The organism is Labrys sp. WJW (assembly GCF_001676615.1).
Taxonomy (GTDB): Bacteria; Pseudomonadota; Alphaproteobacteria; order Rhizobiales; family Labraceae; genus Labrys; species Labrys sedimenti.
The window spans coordinates 24,988-41,558 of record NZ_LYXZ01000018.1; the positions used below are offsets into that span (position 1 = coordinate 24,988).

A 16,571-nucleotide genomic window follows, 5' to 3' on the forward strand; every position below is an offset into this window, starting at 1 on the left:
TGCATGTCGCGATGTCCCCTCTGCTTACCAACCGACAATGTCTTTACAAGAGCGGACAAGATGTCCGCGCTCCAGGGAGGAGCCGCTAAACGTCGATCACCATGCCGTCCTCGGCAAGGTCGAACAGGGTGCGGTCGACCTTGTCGCGATAGGCCAGCATGGTCGGGCCCATATGGGTGAGCACCACGCGTTTGGCGTTGAAATCGCCGCGGCGGGCCAGCAGGCGATTATAGTCGAGATGGGGCGGGGTCTCCTCGATGGCGAAGCATTCGAGGAAGAGCAGGTCCGCGCCGTCGGCGATCTGAGGCAAGACCTCGGTCCATTCGGTATCGCCGGAATGGACGAAGACCTTGCCGTCGCCTTCCAGCCGGACGGCTGTGGCCGGCGCGCCGCAGGGATGCACCACCTCGACGGTACGGATCGTGAAGCCCTGGGCTTCGCGCTGCGTGCCCGGCGCCATTTCCTCCACGCTCCAGGCAAAGCTCCAGGGCGTCTCCATGGTAGCGCCGGCAAACAGCGCCTCGATGGTGGTGGACAGGCGCTCGATCGTGCCGGGGGGGCCGATGATGCGCAGCGAACGGGTGCGCTTGCGGACCCATTGGGCATCGAGCAACAGGAAGGGAATGCCGCCGAAATGATCGCCATGCAGATGGGTCAGCATGATCAGGTCGATCTGGTCGGGATCGATGCCCATGGCGCTGAGCGCCGTCATCGTGGTCGCGCCGCAATCGAGCAGGCAGATGGTACGACCCTCCTGCGCATCCTCGATCTCGACCAGGCTGGCGGTGTTGAACCGTCCGCCCGATCCGAAGGCATCGCCACAGCCGACCACCGTCACGCGCATGGCAGGACCTCCTGCCGCCGGGGCGCCGCGAATTGGAGGGAGCGGAAAAGGATCTGCCTCATGCCGAAGTCTGTTCTATTTCGATAACAAGCCTGGCCGATCGGCGAGGCTTCAACCGGGTGATGCGCGTCAAGTCATCCACCGGTATGAACCGAAAAGTCCTGGAACTTCAACTTAAAGAAAGCAGGCAAAACCGGCGAGAATGAGCCGGGGGCGGCCAGCCCACGAAATGCCGAAACTGTCTGTGCGAAAACGCACAAAGCGAATGGCCTGAAACGCCGCAGGCACTTGAGATCCTACGGATTCCTTTCGGTCGAATCTTGTGGTTCGGCCGGGGCGAATCCGTCTGGGTCAGAACTTGCGGGCAGTCGGCTCGACCACGATGCGGAAGGGGCCGAGATCACTGTTGCCGCGCGCATCGACATGGCCCTTGACGGTGGAACCGAAGCCGCTCTGCTGGCCGAGGCCGCTCTGCTTCCTGAACCCGTAATCGGCACGGAACTCGCCGCCCACCCTGATGCACATGCCGGTATCGGCCGAATAGGCGAAGCCCTCGCCATATTGGCTGCAGCGGGGATCGGTCTTCTCGCCGGCAAAGCCAGGCGCCGTAAAGGCAAGCACGGCGATGGCAGCACTGATCGTCCTGAACATGAATAGGCTCCTAAAGCGCCTTGCGATTGGGCGGATCGCCCGGAAATCGTAAGGACGCGTCGAAACAAAAGTTAGAGCAAAGCAGGCATTCTTGCCGAAACATACCCGACTCTAGCAGCGAGTCAGGCCTAGCGCCCGATCGTGACCACTTCGCGGCAAAGCTTTTCCGGCTCGAACACGAGATGTAACGGTTTGTTACATCCAGTCGTCGTGCCGCCCCGCTTGTACCATCGAGCGCAGCTCATGCCTTGTCGGTGACACCCGCCTGCGCGAAGGTCGCCATGCCGGTATGGCAGGCAAGAGCAGCCTTGATGAGGGATACCGCCAGGGCCGCGCCGGATGCTTCGCCGAGTCGCATGTCGAGATCAAGCAGCGGCTTCTTGCCCAGGCGAACCAGTACATCGCCATGAGCGCCCTCGGCGGAGACGTGCCCGGCGATGCAATGGTCCAGCAAGGCGGGATCCATGGCGTGGAGAATGGCCGCGGCGGCGCAGACGACATAACCGTCCAGCACCACGGGCACGCGCTGGCTGCGGGCCGCCAGGATGGCGCCGGCCATCGCCGCGATTTCACGGCCGCCCAGGCGCCGCAGCACTTCGAGGGGGTCCTTGAGATGGCTGCGGTGGAATTCGACCGCGGCCGAGACAGCCGCGATCTTGCGGGCGAGGCCGGCATCGTCGACACCCGTGCCGCGACCGACCCAATGAGCGGCTTCTCCGCCATAGAGGGCGTGATAGATGGCGGCGGCGATGGTGGTGTTGCCAATGCCCATCTCACCCAGCACCAGCAGGTCAATGCCGCCGGAGACCGCCTCCATGCCGAAGGCCATGGTGGCCGCGCAGGCCTTCTCGTCGAGCGCTGCCTCGCAGGTGATGTCACCGGTGGGGATGTCCAGGGCGAGGTCGAAAACCTTGAGGCCGATGTCGAAGGTCGAGCAGATCTGGTTGATTGCGGCGCCCCCGGCCGCGAAATTCTCCAGCATCTGGCGTGTGACTTCCTGCGGATAGGGCGAAACGCCCCGGGCGACCACGCCGTGATTGCCGGCGAAGATCGCCACCAGGGGGCGCGAGACGGTGGGGGAGGGCGTGGCCTGAACGGCAGCGAGCCATTCGACGATGGTCTCCAGCCGGCCGAGGCTGCCCGGCGGCTTGGTCAGTTGACCGTCACGCTGCTTCACACCCGCCACGGCGTTGGCGTCGAGGGCGGGCATGCTGCGGGCGAGCTCGCGGATGTCGTCGAAGGGCAGGGCGGTGCCGGCAAAAGCCATTGGGATGTTTCCAATGTGGGAGAGATGATTTGCCGCGCTTATAGACCGATGACCGCGCGGCGGAAAGGTCGCGTGACGACGGTTGATGCCCCGGTCTCGACACGGGGGAGGAAGCAGGAGCCGGGCTGTGCGAGCCCGTCGCACCGTTGATTTGATGGGTGCCAGCATGGCATGCAGGTTGTCGTCATGATGCATTCCTCCTTTCTCGCCAGCGTTCCGCAGGCTCTGCGCTTCTGGTCGCGTTTGCCGTTGCCCGTCCTGTCCTTCGAGGCCGATCCGCATGGCCGGCCCGACATGGAGCGGCTGGCGCCGGTGACGCCGCTGGCCGGGGCCGTGCTCGGCCTGGCGGCCGCCATCGCACTGGTTATCGCCCATCTCGTCGGCTTGCCTGCAACGGTTGCCGCCATCTTCGCGGTCGCTGCCCTGGCGGTGATGACCGGTGCCATGCATGAGGATGGGCTTGCCGATGTCGTCGATGGTTTCGGCGGTGGCGGCACGCTCGAGCGCAAGCTGGAGATCATGCGTGATTCGCGCATCGGTGCGTATGGAGCGACCGCCCTGATGCTGGCTCTCGCCGCCCGGGTGTCGCTGCTTGCTGCGTTGCTGACGGCGACCGGCGATATCTGGCGCACCAGCCTGGTTCTGGCGGCTGCCGTCGGCACTTCCCGCATCCTGGGGCTGTTGCCGCTGGTTTTGCTGGGGCCGGCGCGCCCGGATGGTGCCGGCGCTTCGGCAGGCCGGTTGACCGGCCATGCCTGGCGCTCCGGCGCCGTCCCCGCCATGGTCGCAACGGCTTTGCTGGCCTGGGCCGGAACCGGCCATTTCATGTCGGTTCTCGCACCCCTGGCGGGGCTTGCGGCGGCCTATGCTGTCACGCGGCTGGCTGAACGGCAGATTGGCGGGCAGACCGGCGATGTCTGCGGTGCTGCCGTGATGCTCGCCGAAATGGCAATCCTGGCAGGCGCTCTGGCGCCTCTGGGCTGGCATGTCTAAATTATTGATACCTCGCTAGCCGGATTGTGAACGCCATGCAGATCACCTCCACACCTTGCGTCGCCATTTGCCGCATCGATGCGGCGAGCGGCTTCTGCATCGGTTGCGGACGCACCAGCCTGGAAATCGGCCGCTGGGTGGAGATGAGCGAGGAGGACCGCCTGGCGCTGATGGCGAGATTGCCGGATCGCTTTGCGCAAACGCCCGCCTTGCAAGCCGCCCGCGATGCTTTCGACGCCATGATGGCGGCGCGGCGGCGGACCGGGCGGCGCAATCGCGTATGAATGCCACATTTGAATGGCTGAACTCCCTGTGGGCGGTTGCACCAAATCGCCGGCCACTTTGGGGAAGCATCGAGGAGATGGCATGATTCGGATCGGCGCTCTCATCTTGGCTGCAGCTTTCGCCGCCTTCACCGGCGGTACGGCCTCGGCAAGGGAGTGGAAATCCATCCGCATCGCCACCGAGGGCGGCTATCCGCCCTTCAACCAGCTCGATGCCAAGGATGAGCCCATCGGTTTCGATGTCGATATCGCCAAGGCGCTCTGCCGGAAAATGGATGCGGCCTGCAGTTTCGAAGTCCTCGATTGGGATGCCCTGATTCCGTCCTTGAACGCCGGCAAGGTCGACGCCATCGTCTCCTCCATGTCGATCACGCCGGAGCGGCGGCGCCAGGTCGCTTTCACCAATCGCTATTACGATCGACCGACGAGCTTCGTGGCGCGCAAGGACAGCAAGATCGCCGCCTGGGACGCGGCGGGGCTGAAGGACAGGGTGGTCGGCGTCGTCGCCAACACGGTGCAGGCTTCCTTCCTGCAGGCGGAGATCCAGGCAGGAGGCGCCCAGATCAAGCTTTATGGCAACCAAAGCGAGGCCAATGCCGATCTTGTGACCGGGCGCCTCGATGCCGTGCTTGCCGACAAGCTGATGCTGGCCGGCTGGCTGGGCAAGCCCGAAAGCACCTGCTGTGAACTGAAGGCCGATGTCGACCTGGCGAAATATGCCAGGTTCTTCGGGGAGGGCGAGGGGATCGCCCTGCGCAAGAGCGATGTGGATCTTGCCGAAAAATTCAACAAGGCGATTGCCGATATCGTCGCCGATGGCACCTACAAGACGATCAACGACAAATATTTCCCCTTCTCGATCTATTGAGCCCAGCAGTTGCTCGAGCGTTTTGCGATTTGGTGGAAACACCAAGAATCGCAAGGACGCCTTAGCCAATCCTTTGGATTAGCCTGGGAACACGGAGCCGGAACAAATAAGCGTTCACGCTTGCACGTACTTTGCTCTAGAAGCGCTGGGATAAAGGAGTTCTTGCGATGAAAGTGGCGTTTCTCGGTCTCGGCGTGATGGGCTTTCCGATGGCGGGCCATCTGACCGTAAAGGGCGGCCATCAGGTCACCGTCTACAATCGTACGCCCGCCAAGGCGCAGGCCTGGGTAGAGAAATACGGCAACGCCTCTGCGCCGACCCCGGCCGAGGCAGCCAAGGATGCCGACATCGTCTTTGCCTGCGTGGGCAATGACGATGATTTGCGCTCGGTGACGACTGGGCCGCAAGGCGCCTTTTCCGGCATGAAGAAGGGCGCCATCTTCGTCGACCACACCACAGCTTCCGCCGAGGTCGCGCGCGAACTCTATGAAGCGGCCGGCAAGCTTGGCCTCGGCTTCGTCGACGCTCCGGTTTCCGGCGGGCAGGCCGGCGCCGAGAACGGTGCGCTCGGGGTGATGTGCGGCGGCGATGCCGACGTCTATGCCCGGGCCGAGCCGGTGATCGCCCATTATGCCAAGGCTTGCCAGCTCATGGGTCCTTCAGGCGCCGGTCAGCTGACCAAGATGGTCAATCAGATCTGCATCGCCGGGCTGGTGCAGGGCCTGTCCGAGGGCGTCCATTTCGCCAACAAGGCCGGCCTCGACCTCGAAAAGGTGATCGGCGTGATCTCGAAGGGCGCCGCGCAATCCTGGCAGATGGAAAATCGCTGGAAGCCGATGCAGGAAGGCAAGTTCGATTTCGGTTTCGCGGTCGACTGGATGCGCAAGGATCTGGGCATCTGCCTCGAAACCGCCCGGGCGAACGGCGCCCAATTGCCGGTGACGGCCCTGGTCGACCAGTTCTATGCCGAGGTCCAGGCCATGGGCGGCCGGCGCTGGGATACCTGCAGCCTCGTCGCTCGGCTCGAAAAGCCGCGCAGTTGATCGGGCGAGGATAGGAAAGCCGCACGCATGAAGACCCTTGAGGATATGGGCTCGCCGCCGGGTTTCGATGGCGAGCCGGACTACAATGCCGAGACAGACGAGGAAGAGGGCAAGCTCTATGAAAGCCTGATGCTGGCCACGGCATCCGGGCTCGACGAAGCTGTCGCCAGCCTTGTCGCCTTCCTGCAACGCCATGTCGGTGCCGAATTGGAGACGACTTCCGAGGATGTCGCCGGTGTGCGCAGCTGGGTGGGGAGAGCCCAGACGGCAGCACAGTCGGTGGATGCGCAATTGACCGACTTCGGAGACTATCGCGGCGGCTATCTGCGCCTCGTCTCCGATTTGGATGGCTCGCGATCTTGACCGGGAGAAGCGACGCCTGACAGGAGGTTTCGCCACCGAGGATTGTTCGCCCGTCGGCATTTTGCTAGAGCGTTTTGCGATTAGGCGGAATCATCTCGAATCGCAAAGACGCGTCGAACCAAAGAGCGAGAGCAAAGCAGCGTTTCCGTCTAAACGCGCTTTGCTCTAGAGGCCTTGTTTCATCCGTTTCACGGGAGCCGGACATGAGAGGCCTCAAATCGTCGGACCGCTAGGCCGCAACGACATGTCGATGTTGTTGCGGCGTTCTGTCCGATCCCATCCGGTTTCGCACTGAAGAGGCAGACCGCCGCCGAATGTTTTCATTTGAGCGGATGTTTCGTCATGCCTGCCAAAAACCCCGTCTGGGGCCATGCTTTGCCGTCGGCCCTGTTGCTGATGGCCCCCTTCGATATCCTCGCCTCCCTGGCCATGGATATCTATCTGCCCATCGTGCCCATCATGCCGGCGACGCTGGAAACCAGCGTCGCGGTGATCCAACTGACCCTCAGCCTCTATATGGTGATGCTGGGGGCCGGGCAGATCGTCTTCGGGCCGCTGTCCGACCGCACAGGCCGCCGGCCGGTGCTGATCGGCGGTGCCGCCCTGTTCCTGCTTGCGTCTCTGGGACTTGCGGCGAGTTCCAACGCCGCTGTCTTCGTGGCCCTGCGCTTCCTGCAGGCGGCCGGCGCCTCCGCCTGCCTGGTGGCGACCTTCGCCACGGTCCGGGACGTCTACGCCGAACGTCCCGAAGGCGCCGTCATCTACAGCCTGTTCAGCGCCATGCTCGCTTTCGTGCCGGCCTTGGGGCCGATTGCCGGGGCACTCATCGCCGATCGATTCGGCTGGCGGGCAATCTTCCTCACGCTGGGACTGTTGATGGCCGCCGCGTTCGCCCAAGCGGCATGGCGCTGGCCCGAGACCCGGCGAGAAGCGGTCGAGGTCGCTCGGCGTCCGGCCACTACGGTTCTCTCCAGCTATGCCTTCTGGACCTATACGGCGGCCTTCGGCACGGCGATGGGGAGCTTCTTCGTCTTCTTCTCCACCGCGCCGCGGGTGCTGATCGACAGGGCCGGCTATTCGCCCCTGGCCTTCAGCCTTGCCTTCGCCACGGCGGCCGTCGCCATGATGGTCGCAACCCGTTTCGTGCCAGGCCGTGTCGAGAGCTGGGGACGCCTGGGCTGCCTCAGGCGGGCCATGGCGACGATCCTGGCGGGCGCCGGCCTGCTTGCCTTGGGCGAGATGGTGGAAGCGGCATCCTGGTGGAGCTTTCTCGCGCCGATGTGGGTGATCGCCGTCGGCATCGTCCTCGCCGGCGGTGTCGCTGCCAATGGTGCGCTCCAGGGCTTCGATGACATCGCCGGTGCGGCTGTTGCGCTCTATTTCTGCGTGCAGAGCCTGATGGTCAGTGTGGGCGGCACCTTGGTCGTCCTGGTTCTGCCGGGGGATACCGCCTGGCCGCTGGTGGCCTATGCCGCCGGCATGGCGAGCCTGGTTCTTCTGCTTGCCGGAGCAAGGCGGGAAGGGCTGTCGAGGATCGACGTCGAGAATTCCTCTGCGGGCTGAAGCATTTTGCTCCGGCCCGTCTTGTTCTCGTCACAAAGGCTTCCTATATAGCCTTCCAAGGGTGATCCGGCGGACGCGTCGGGTGCCTGATCGAAAGGTAGCCCTACCACGGATGTACTGGGGGGTGGGCCGATTGAAATGAAAGGGCCGGCGTTTCGCCTTCGGGTTTGATCCTGGCCTTTGTCGCAAGGCAACCCCGTCAGCAATGGCGGGGTTTCGTTTTTCTGGCGTCTTAGAGCGTTTTTCCAGAAGAGTTGATAGACTTTTCGAACAAGAAAACGCGTCAAAACAAGAAGCTAGAGAAAGATGCAATTCGAGGTGACCCCGTCGAACCGCAAAACGCTATAATCTTCGAGCGCCGAAGCGCTCACTCCTTGCGAATGAGGAAGAACCAGGCGAGATAGCCGCCGACCGCCAGGGCAATCAGCAGCATCACGGTCTGCTTGGTATCGGCGCTCAAGGCCGCGTCGCGTTGCGCCTGGGCGTAGCGGCTCGCCATTTCCGGGTTACTGCTGACATAGATGGCGGCAATGCCAAGTATGGCGACCAGTACCAGCAAGGTCCAGCGTGAACGAAACAAATCAAATCCTCAACTTCAGCCTGGCTGCATTCTCGGCCGGAATGCCGGCGATTTCACGTTAAGAAAGCGCAATTCTGGAACACAGTGTGCTCATGCATGAACTTCTTTGCTCGAGTTCCTTGTTTCGACACGTCCTTGCGCTTCCGCTAAATCCCAGAAAGCTCCGTCAGCGCCCCTGGAACAGCGGCGCCCGCTTGGCCAGGAAGGCGGCGACGCCTTCGGCAAAATCGTGCGAGGCGCCCGCCTTGCGCTGCAGCGCCGCTTCCAGGGCCAATTGGGCATCGAGATCGTTGTCGGCGCTGGCCAGTACCGCTTCGCGGATCATGCGGAAAGCCAGGGCCGGGCCCAGGGCGAGCTTGGCAGCAAAGGCCGCGACGTCGTCGCGGAAGCTGGCATCCTCATAGAGCTTGTAGACGAGGCCCATGCGCAAGGCTTCCTCCGCCGGCACCGCCTCGGCGGTCAGCATGAGGGCGAGCGCGCGCTTGGGGCCGATCAGGCGCGGCAGCAGCCAGGTGCCGCCGGCATCCGGGATCAGGGCGATCTTGGCGAAGGCTTCCTGCAGGGTCGCCGATCGCGACGCCAGCACGATATCGCAGGCCAGGGCGATGTTCATGGACGCACCGACGGCCGGCCCGTTGAGTGCCGCGATGGTCGGCTTTGGAGAGCTGACGATCTGCTTGATCAGGGGATTGTAGTCCCGTTCCAGGGCGGGGCCGAGGTCGATGTCACCCCGGCTGTCGCGCGGCAGGTCCTCGGTGAGGTCCTGGCCCGAGGAGAAGGCGCGCCCCTCACCGGTGAGCACGATCACCTTGACCTCGTCATCGGCAATTGCCGCTGAAAGCGCTGTTCGGAGTTCGGCGTGGAGGTTTGCCGTAAAGGCATTGAGCTTCGTGGGGCGGTTCAGCCTCAGAGTGCGTACCGAACCCACATTCTCCACCACCAACTCGCTCATGCCGTACTCCCCGCTCAGACACCCTTTTCCAGCGCCGCCTCGATGGCCCGCCGGCGCCGCATTTCGCGTCCGGCAGCATAGAGGCCGCTGAGGATGATCAATATCATGCCGGCACCCGCCCACACATCGGGTAAATCGCCGAAGACCGCAAGCCCGGCCAGGACCGAAAGCGCGATGGCCGAATAGCGGAACGGGCTGACGACCGAGACATCGGTGCCGCGATAGGCGGCGATGACCAGGGCATGCCCGCCGACAAGACTCAGGCCGCCCAGCATCAGGAGCGAAAGGTCGGCAAGGAGGAGCGGCTGCCATTCGGATACGGCCGAGCCGGCAAAACCGGCCAGGGAGACGATGGTCGTGGTGCCGAGCGTCACCAGCAGGGTCGGCACGCTGGCGCCGATGCGGTGGGTGACGAGATCCCGCAGCGCCGCCAGCACGGCGCAGGCCAGGGTGGCCAGGACATAGATATTGAGGCCTTCCGTGCTCGGGCGAGCCACCAGGATCACGCCGGCAAAACAGACGAACACGGCTACCCATCGCCTGGCGTCGACCTTTTCCTTGAGCAACAGCGCCGACAAGGCCAGCAGCAGGATCGGCGCGATCTGGCCGATGGCGGTGGCGATGCCGAGCGGCACATGGCTGAGGCCGAGAATGGAGGCGAAGGCGACCACGCTCTCCATGCCGCCGCGAGCGGCGACCCGCCATTGCCAGATCACGCGGAAATGGCGCTGAAGGCCAGTGGCCAGGATGAGGGTGAGCACGAAGGCCGTCGCAAAGACGCCGCGAATGGCGATCACCTCGCTGACGGGCATGCGGGCGGTGGCGAGCTTGGCGACGGAATCGTTCACCACGAAGCAGGCCATCGCAGCGATCATCAATATGATGCCGCGCTGATTGGCCCGTTGGCGGCCGAGATCGGCCTGGGTAAATGCAACCGTGGTCATCAGGCGATGGCTTCCTGCGTATGCCTCGATCTGACGAAGAGCAGGGCTAGCCCGCTTGCCACGATCATCACCATGCCGGTTATGGCGAGCCCGTTCGGCACCTCGCCCCAGACCAGGAAGCCGCCGATCACCGCCCAGACGGTGAAGCTGTAGTAATAGGGCGCCACGATCCCGGCCGGCGCCCTGCGGTAGCTCAGGAAGATCGCCATCTGGCCGAGCGTGACGATGAAGCCGGAAGCGGCCATGGTCACCCATTGATCGAGCGAGGGCGGCATCCAGCTCTCATGGATCAGGGTGGCACAGCCGGTGGCGAGCGTCAGCACTACGGTCGTGGTGGTGAGGACGACGAAAGTGGGAATGGTGGAGGGCGTACCGCGAGTGAGCAGGTCTCGCGTTGCCACCATCATGGCGGTCACAAAGGCGTAGAGCGCCGCGGGTGACAGGCCTGCGCCGCCGGGCTGTGCCACCAGCAGGGCTCCGAGAAAGCCGGTGCAGACCAGAGCGAGGCGGACCGCGCCGATCCGCTCACGGAAGATCACGGCCATGGCGACGATGACCAGCAGCGGTGCGGTCTGGCCGATGGCGATCGCATCGGCGATCGGCATGGCGGACAGGGCCGCCATGTAGAAGAAGGTGGCTGCCGCCTCGAGCATCGCGCGCAAGATGGCACGCCAATGCAGGGCGCCACCGAGCTGGCGCATCTGCCCGGTCGCGACTAGCAGGAGGCTGCAGGACACCAGCCCGAAGAAACCGCGCATGAACAGGACCTGGAAGGGCTGCAAACCCTGCGCCGTGAGCTTCATCAGGCTGTCGCTGACGACAAACAACCCTGTCGCGAGAACCATCGCGACGATTCCGGACCAATGCGATTGTGCGGGCGGCATGGAGGCGCAATCAAAAGATCGCCGCCGGCAGGCAGCGGGCAATCAGGAGGTAAGAGAATAATACTTACCTATACTTTGTCTGAGGATTTGGCAAAGACAAACCGAGGGAATCTCAAGAAAAGCGCCCGAGGCTGAACATGCCAAGGTCGAGACGGCTGCTGCCCGTGGTGGCGAGCTCGGCGAGGGCCTCGCCGACGGCGCTGGCGAATTTGTAGCCATGGCCCGAACAGGGCGAGGCGACGATGACCTGCTCGTGGCCGGGCAGGGTATCGATGATGAAATGCTCGTCGGGCGTCATCGTATACATGCAGGCCTTGAGGCCGAGCAGGTCGCCATTGGCGCCCGGAATGTGCTTGGCGAGGCAGGCTCGCAATTGCTCGCGATGCCGGGGCGAAGGCTCCCGGTTGGGCGTGTCGGGGTCGTAGGCTTCGCCGCCATAATGCGGGGAGCCGAGCTTGAATCCCGGATGCTGCCAGAGCGGGAAGCCGTAGAAATGCCCCTCGTCGGCTTCGAGCGTGAAAACCGGGAAATGGGAGAGGTCGAAGAGGGAGGGCCGGGCAGGGGCGAACCAGCCGAGTGTCTGCAGCACCACCTCGGTCGAGCGCTTGAGCGCGGGCACGAGTTCCCCGATCCAGGCACCGGGCGACAGGATGAGCCTGCCGGCTTCGTAGCTGCCCTGGTCGGTCGTCACGCGCACCCCGCCATCCGCTGTCGGCTCCCAGCCCAGCATGGCTTCGCAGCCGTGAATCTCGGCGCCGTGATGCAGGGCGAGTGCCGTATGGGCGAGGATGGCCCGCTCGGAAGCCACGAAGCCCGACTGGGGCTGGTAGAGGCCGATATGATTGCGGTCGAGCGTGAAGGGATAGCGTGCCTCGATGGCGTCGCGATCGAGCAATTCGTGCTCCAGGCCATGGGCCTGGCTGGCCTCGAGTGCCTTCTCGACGATGCCGCTGCCCTCATGGGCGATGTCGAGCGCGCCGACCTCGAAGAATAGCGGCTCGCCGGTGAGCTTGCCGGTCTCGATCCACAACTCCCGGGCCCGCTGCACCAGGGGCACATAGGCTTCGCCCTCGAAATAAGCGAGGCGCAGGATGCGAGTCAGGCCATGCGAGGAACCCATCGCATGGCCGATTTCGAATTTCTCGAGGCCGAATACACGCACGCCCCGCTTGGCGAGCTGATAGCAGGTGGCCGATCCCATGCCGCCGACACCGGCGACGATTACATCAAAGGTCTTGGACATTATGGGAGACAAGTGGAAGGCAAACCGGCCGAGTCTTCAACCCCTGGGAGCGCGGACATCCTGTCCGCCCTTCCTCGCCTGCGGGCGTAGCGTTTCCAAGAGCGGACATCGCGACATGTCTTCATGTCGCTGAGATGTCCGCGCTCCATCATCCCCCCGTCACGCTCATATGCCTGCTGACGGCGGGCTGCCTGGTACGCCGGTCGATGACGAAGTCATGTCCCTTGGGCTTGCGGGTGATGGCGCGATCGATGGCGGCGTTGAGGAGATCGTTGGCCTCGGAAGCACGCAGGGGCGCGCGCAGATCGGCGGCATCTTCCTGACCCAGGCACATGTAGAGCGTGCCGGTACAGGTGACACGCACCCGGTTGCAGCTTTCGCAGAAATTATGGGTCATCGGCGTGATGAAGCCGAGGCGGCCGCCGGTCTCGCGAACGCGCACATATCGGGCCGGGCCGCCCGTATTATAGGGAATGTCATCCAGCGTGTAGGTGTCGAGCAGCTGGGCGCGCAGCACCGAAAGCGGCAGATATTGGTCAACCCGATGCCCGGTGACGTCGCCCATCGGCATCACTTCGATGAAGGTGAGATCCATGCCGCGGCCATGGGCCCATTCGATCAAGCCGACCGCTTCGTCCTCGGTCATGCCCTTGATCGCGACGGCATTGATCTTCACCGCAAGGCCCGCTGCCTGGGCCTTGTCGATGCCATCCATGACCTTGGCGAAATCGCCCCAACGGGTGATCGCCTTGAAGGCGGTCGGATCCAGCGTATCGAGCGAGACGTTGATGCGCTTGACGCCGCAATCCTTGAGTTCGGCGGCGTAGCGGGCAAGTTGCGAGCCGTTGGTGGTCACGGTGAGCTCATCGAGCCGGCCACTGTCGAGATGGCGCGAGATCGAGCGGAACAGAGTCATGATATCGCGCCGCACCAGCGGCTCGCCGCCGGTGAAGCGCAGCTTGCGAACACCCTTGGCGATGAAGGCGCTGCACAGCCTGTCGAGCTCCTCGAGGGTGAGCAGGTCCTTCTTGGGCAGGAAGGTCATGTCCTCGGACATGCAATAGACGCAGCGAAAGTCGCAGCGGTCCGTTACGGAAACACGCAGGTAATTGATCGCGCGCCCGAAAGGGTCGATCATTGGCGGCATGTCCGCCATGGCATGATCATCCAGCACGTTCATACTCCCGGAAGCAAGGCGCTCTTGAATGAAAGCCTCCCGCTCCAACTCCCTGTTTCGATGCGTCTTGCGACGGTTGGCAAGGCACCGGATCGAAAAACGCTTCAGGGGCATGTCCCCTTTGGTATTCTTCTAAGCCGACGACGGCACAAACACCAATGATAGTCTAGGCAAACTGCCATTATGTCGCAGAGTCTGAGCCGAATGCTCAAACAGCATCGGTTTGAGTTTGCGGCTTGCGCAGCATCCACCTTCTCCTTATGTGGCGATCAGAACAGAAAAGGGAAGATGCCGTGAGCGGAGACGTCGCGAAGGCCTGGCCGACCGAATTGCGCCTATCCAAGGACAAGAAGACCCTGACCGTGAGTTTCGACGACGGCCAGTCCCATATGTTCAGCGCCGAGATGCTGCGCGTGATGTCGCCGAGTGCCGAGGTGCAGGGCCACAGTGCCGCCGAGCGCAAGACGGTGGGCGGCAAGATCAATGTGGCCATCCTGGCCCTCGATCCGGTCGGCAACTATGCCGTGCGCATTTCCTTCGACGACATGCACAATACCGGGCTCTACACCTGGACCTACCTGGCGGAGCTCGGCCGAGAGAAGGAGAGCCGCTGGGCCTCCTATCTCGCCGACCTCAAGGAGAAGGGCCTGTCACGCGAAAGGCCGGGGCAGCGCTGAGTGTTTTCCGCCTTGACGCTATCCCTCACCCTCACCCGAGTCGGGGAGGGTGAGGGAGCGATTGCTACTTCGCTCGCCTCAGGTAGGGTCCTCGCGATGCAGATCGTGGATGGCCATGCCGCCTTCCGCATCCGTGGGAGGCAGCAGCCATTGGCGATGGCGCAATGTGCGCTGGGTGTCCTCCAGCCCCATCTCCCAATGCTCGCGCATCGAGGTGCCTGAGAATTCATAGTCCTTGGCGTGTCCCTCGTAATTCTTGTGCTGGTAGATCAGGTGCACGATGTTGACGAGGCCGAGCTTGGCATGGCTGTCGATGAGCGCCTGTTCGTCCCGCGTCAGCAGGTCCTTGGGCACGCGCTTCAGCGCATCGATCAGATGGGTCTTGATGCCGTGGATACGCCGGAAATTGTCGGTGTTCTGGCGTGTCCGGCTCGAATACATGATGTCCTTGTGGCGCGAGAGCACGTCCGGCATGCTGCGGGGCAGGGTGCCGCGGGCGCTGAAGAGATCGACCTGGAAGACCAGCGAGCTGCGCTCCTCCTCCTGGTCGAGCAGATATTGCAGCGGCGTGTTGGAGACGATGCCGCCGTCCCAGTAATATTCCCCCTCGATGCGGATGGCAGGAAAGGCGGGCGGCAGGGCGCCCGAGGCCATGATGTGCTCGGGGCCGATGCGGATCTCGTCCGTGTCGAAATAGACGAAATTGCCGGTGCGCACATTGACGGCGCCGACGCTGAGGCGCTTGCGGCCATCGTTGAGGATGTCGAAATCGATCACCTCTTCCAGCGTCCGCTTCAGGTCCGAGGTGTCGTAGAAGCTGGTGGCCCCTTCAGCGCCCGGAAGCTCTAGCCAGGGATTGGGCAGGCGCGGCTTGAAGAAGCCGGGCTGGCCCTGCGACATGGTGATCCAGGAACTGGTGCGGTTGCGGATGTCGCGGAACAGATCGCCTTCCGGCGTATAGGCCCAGATCTTGCGGCCCGAGATCGTCTGCCAGAACTGCTCGAGCCGCTGCAGTCGGTGGCGCGGTTCGTTGCCGGCAATGATCGAGGCGTTGATGGCGCCGATGGACACACCCGAAAGCCAATTCGGTTCGCAGCCGGCATTGGCTAGCGCCTCATAGACCCCGGCCTGGTAGGCACCGAGCGCACCGCCGCCCTGGAACACCAGGGCGATGCGATCATATTGCGCCGAGATCTCCTCGATGGTGGCGCGCGCGGCCTTGTCTCTATTGCGTTCGAGCACGATGGAAACTCCGATCAGGCATAGCGTTTTGCGATTTGGTGGAATCACCAAGAATCGCAAAGACGCGTTGAACCAAAGACTTAGAGTAAAAAAGCGTTCACGCTTGAACGCGCTTTGCTCTAGGCTGGATCAGCGGGCGGCGAGATAGTCGTGCACCACCTCGCCGAGCCCGAGCGTGAGGTCGGCGACGAAATGCACGGCCGAGACGACTTCCAGCACCGGCAGGCGGCTGACATCGGCCATGACGTGGGCGTGCAGCTCCAGCGCGGCGGGGGCCGTCCAGGCTTCCTTGAGCGTCACGTCGGTGAGGTGATAGCGAACGAGTTCGCAGATCCGTGGCGATCCGTCGACATGCGGGATGATCTTGACGAGGAAGTTGGGCGCTCCGAGCGAGTCCAGCACGGCCTGCCGATCGGCGGGGCGATGCTTGTAGCCCATGGTGCCGGTGGCGCACAGCACGCTGCCGTAATGGAGCGTCCCGACGATGACCTCGCCCTCATGCACGATCTTGGGTGTCGCCAGCTTCTTGGGAAAGCCCCACAATTCGCGCCCGCCGGCGATGGGAGCGTCGTCGTCCAGATACATCGAATGGACATAGGCGCCGTGCTGACCCTTGAACCGCACAGGAATGACCTGTCCGGTCTCGGTATAGTCGCCGAAGCCGGTCGAGTCGGGCATGCGGATGAATTCGTATTTCACCAGCGGCTCGTCGATCTCGAGCGGGGCGGGCACCACAGCTTCCAACGCCTCGCGCGTCGTGCGGTAGGTGATGATGATGTATTCGCGGTCGAAGAAACGGTAGGGGCCGGGCGGGAAGGAGGGGTTGGTCAGCGGCATCGCATAGGCGCGCTTGACGACTTCGGCTTGATCCACGGGATGTCCTTCATGAAAAGCGGGGAGGATCTCGGCCTATGTTGCATGGCAGCATGACAGGTCCATGTCCGCTGGAGCAAAGCGCGTTCATGCCTGAACGCCTGCTCGCTCCCACTCATCGTC

At 63.4% G+C, this 16,571-nt stretch carries 18 protein-coding genes; 7 read left to right on the top strand and 11 right to left on the bottom strand.

The window, feature by feature from the left end; all coding sequences use genetic code 11:
• Positions 1 to 85 precede the first annotated feature (85 nt).
• From BA190_RS12135 to cobT, 3 genes are all read right to left on the bottom strand, one after another.
• Positions 86 to 844: an MBL fold metallo-hydrolase gene (locus BA190_RS12135; RefSeq protein ID WP_068286941.1), complete on the bottom strand. Its 759-nt coding sequence runs from the start codon at positions 842 to 844 to the stop codon at positions 86 to 88.
• A gap of 351 nt (positions 845 to 1,195) precedes the next feature.
• On the bottom strand, positions 1,196 to 1,495 hold the full coding sequence (locus BA190_RS12140) for a porin (RefSeq protein WP_068286944.1): 300 nt from the start codon (positions 1,493 to 1,495) through the stop codon (positions 1,196 to 1,198).
• A 241-nt stretch (positions 1,496 to 1,736) separates the two neighbouring features.
• A complete protein-coding gene (cobT, locus tag BA190_RS12145; RefSeq protein WP_068286948.1) occupies positions 1,737 to 2,762 on the bottom strand; it encodes a nicotinate-nucleotide--dimethylbenzimidazole phosphoribosyltransferase in 1,026 nt (341 codons plus the stop codon).
• A 186-nt stretch (positions 2,763 to 2,948) separates the two neighbouring features.
• Here cobT and cobS point away from each other — a divergent pair, with 186 nt between their 5' ends.
• The 6 genes from cobS to cml all read left to right on the top strand — a co-directional run bounded on the left by cobS (position 2,949) and on the right by cml (position 7,876).
• Entirely contained in the window at positions 2,949 to 3,755 is an 807-nt protein-coding gene (cobS, locus tag BA190_RS12150; protein ID WP_245314692.1) for an adenosylcobinamide-GDP ribazoletransferase, read from the top strand.
• Positions 3,756 to 3,790: 35 nt separating this feature from the next.
• The gene (locus tag BA190_RS12155; protein WP_068286950.1) at positions 3,791 to 4,039 is read left to right on the top strand and encodes a DUF1289 domain-containing protein; all 249 of its coding nucleotides are present in this window, start codon (positions 3,791 to 3,793) and stop codon (positions 4,037 to 4,039) included.
• A gap of 82 nt (positions 4,040 to 4,121) precedes the next feature.
• Positions 4,122 to 4,907: a transporter substrate-binding domain-containing protein gene (locus BA190_RS12160; RefSeq protein ID WP_068286954.1), complete on the top strand. Its 786-nt coding sequence runs from the start codon at positions 4,122 to 4,124 to the stop codon at positions 4,905 to 4,907.
• Between the two features lie 167 nt (positions 4,908 to 5,074).
• On the top strand, positions 5,075 to 5,950 hold the full coding sequence (locus BA190_RS12165; protein WP_068286957.1) for an NAD(P)-dependent oxidoreductase: 876 nt from the start codon (positions 5,075 to 5,077) through the stop codon (positions 5,948 to 5,950).
• Positions 5,951 to 5,977: 27 nt separating this feature from the next.
• Positions 5,978 to 6,313, top strand: a complete 336-nt coding sequence (locus tag BA190_RS12170) for a hypothetical protein (RefSeq protein ID WP_068286959.1) — start codon at positions 5,978 to 5,980, stop codon at positions 6,311 to 6,313.
• 342 nt (positions 6,314 to 6,655) lie between these two features.
• Positions 6,656 to 7,876: a CmlA/FloR family chloramphenicol efflux MFS transporter gene (cml, locus tag BA190_RS12175; RefSeq protein ID WP_068286961.1), complete on the top strand. Its 1,221-nt coding sequence runs from the start codon at positions 6,656 to 6,658 to the stop codon at positions 7,874 to 7,876.
• 367 nt (positions 7,877 to 8,243) lie between these two features.
• Here cml and BA190_RS12180 read toward each other — a convergent pair whose 3' ends face one another.
• From BA190_RS12180 to moaA, 6 genes are all read right to left on the bottom strand, one after another.
• Positions 8,244 to 8,456 (bottom strand): hypothetical protein, encoded by a 213-nt coding sequence (locus BA190_RS12180; RefSeq protein WP_068286964.1) that lies wholly within the window; start codon positions 8,454 to 8,456, stop codon positions 8,244 to 8,246.
• Positions 8,457 to 8,622: 166 nt separating this feature from the next.
• The gene (locus tag BA190_RS12185) at positions 8,623 to 9,408 is read right to left on the bottom strand and encodes an enoyl-CoA hydratase-related protein (RefSeq protein WP_068286967.1); all 786 of its coding nucleotides are present in this window, start codon (positions 9,406 to 9,408) and stop codon (positions 8,623 to 8,625) included.
• Positions 9,409 to 9,422: 14 nt separating this feature from the next.
• Positions 9,423 to 10,352 (bottom strand): DMT family transporter, encoded by a 930-nt coding sequence (locus BA190_RS12190; protein ID WP_068286969.1) that lies wholly within the window; start codon positions 10,350 to 10,352, stop codon positions 9,423 to 9,425.
• Positions 10,352 to 11,236, bottom strand: coding sequence for a DMT family transporter (locus BA190_RS12195; protein WP_068286971.1), 885 nt, complete (start codon positions 11,234 to 11,236; stop codon positions 10,352 to 10,354). Before BA190_RS12195 ends, BA190_RS12190 begins: the two co-directional genes overlap by 1 nt.
• A gap of 112 nt (positions 11,237 to 11,348) precedes the next feature.
• A complete protein-coding gene (gene solA / locus BA190_RS12200) occupies positions 11,349 to 12,479 on the bottom strand; it encodes an N-methyl-L-tryptophan oxidase (RefSeq protein ID WP_068286974.1) in 1,131 nt (376 codons plus the stop codon).
• Positions 12,480 to 12,627: 148 nt separating this feature from the next.
• Entirely contained in the window at positions 12,628 to 13,635 is a 1,008-nt protein-coding gene (gene moaA, locus BA190_RS12205) for a GTP 3',8-cyclase MoaA (RefSeq protein ID WP_245314703.1), read from the bottom strand.
• A 314-nt stretch (positions 13,636 to 13,949) separates the two neighbouring features.
• Here moaA and BA190_RS12210 point away from each other — a divergent pair, with 314 nt between their 5' ends.
• Complete coding sequence (locus BA190_RS12210; RefSeq protein ID WP_245314693.1) at positions 13,950 to 14,333, top strand: gamma-butyrobetaine hydroxylase-like domain-containing protein; 384 nt, start codon at positions 13,950 to 13,952, stop codon at positions 14,331 to 14,333.
• Between the two features lie 78 nt (positions 14,334 to 14,411).
• On the opposite strand, the gene BA190_RS12215 is transcribed toward BA190_RS12210, so the two are convergent.
• Both BA190_RS12215 and BA190_RS12220 read right to left on the bottom strand, forming a co-directional pair.
• Positions 14,412 to 15,575, bottom strand: a complete 1,164-nt coding sequence (locus BA190_RS12215; RefSeq protein WP_068286982.1) for a patatin-like phospholipase family protein — start codon at positions 15,573 to 15,575, stop codon at positions 14,412 to 14,414.
• 129 nt (positions 15,576 to 15,704) lie between these two features.
• On the bottom strand, positions 15,705 to 16,448 hold the full coding sequence (locus BA190_RS12220) for an acetoacetate decarboxylase (protein ID WP_082979681.1): 744 nt from the start codon (positions 16,446 to 16,448) through the stop codon (positions 15,705 to 15,707).
• Positions 16,449 to 16,571: the final 123 nt, after the last annotated feature.

Coding starts and splice junctions, on each gene's coding strand:
- BA190_RS12135 (WP_068286941.1), bottom strand. CDS start 844: ATGCGCGTGACGGTGGTCGGCTGTGGCGATGCCTTCGGATCGGGCGGA.
- BA190_RS12140 (WP_068286944.1), bottom strand. CDS start 1,495: ATGTTCAGGACGATCAGTGCTGCCATCGCCGTGCTTGCCTTTACGGCG.
- cobT (WP_068286948.1), bottom strand. CDS start 2,762: ATGGCTTTTGCCGGCACCGCCCTGCCCTTCGACGACATCCGCGAGCTC.
- cobS (WP_245314692.1), top strand. CDS start 2,949: ATGATGCATTCCTCCTTTCTCGCCAGCGTTCCGCAGGCTCTGCGCTTC.
- BA190_RS12155 (WP_068286950.1), top strand. CDS start 3,791: ATGCAGATCACCTCCACACCTTGCGTCGCCATTTGCCGCATCGATGCG.
- BA190_RS12160 (WP_068286954.1), top strand. CDS start 4,122: ATGATTCGGATCGGCGCTCTCATCTTGGCTGCAGCTTTCGCCGCCTTC.
- BA190_RS12165 (WP_068286957.1), top strand. CDS start 5,075: ATGAAAGTGGCGTTTCTCGGTCTCGGCGTGATGGGCTTTCCGATGGCG.
- BA190_RS12170 (WP_068286959.1), top strand. CDS start 5,978: ATGAAGACCCTTGAGGATATGGGCTCGCCGCCGGGTTTCGATGGCGAG.
- cml (WP_068286961.1), top strand. CDS start 6,656: ATGCCTGCCAAAAACCCCGTCTGGGGCCATGCTTTGCCGTCGGCCCTG.
- BA190_RS12185 (WP_068286967.1), bottom strand. CDS start 9,408: ATGAGCGAGTTGGTGGTGGAGAATGTGGGTTCGGTACGCACTCTGAGG.
- BA190_RS12190 (WP_068286969.1), bottom strand. CDS start 10,352: ATGACCACGGTTGCATTTACCCAGGCCGATCTCGGCCGCCAACGGGCC.
- BA190_RS12195 (WP_068286971.1), bottom strand. CDS start 11,236: ATGCCGCCCGCACAATCGCATTGGTCCGGAATCGTCGCGATGGTTCTC.
- solA (WP_068286974.1), bottom strand. CDS start 12,479: ATGTCCAAGACCTTTGATGTAATCGTCGCCGGTGTCGGCGGCATGGGA.
- moaA (WP_245314703.1), bottom strand. CDS start 13,635: ATGGCGGACATGCCGCCAATGATCGACCCTTTCGGGCGCGCGATCAAT.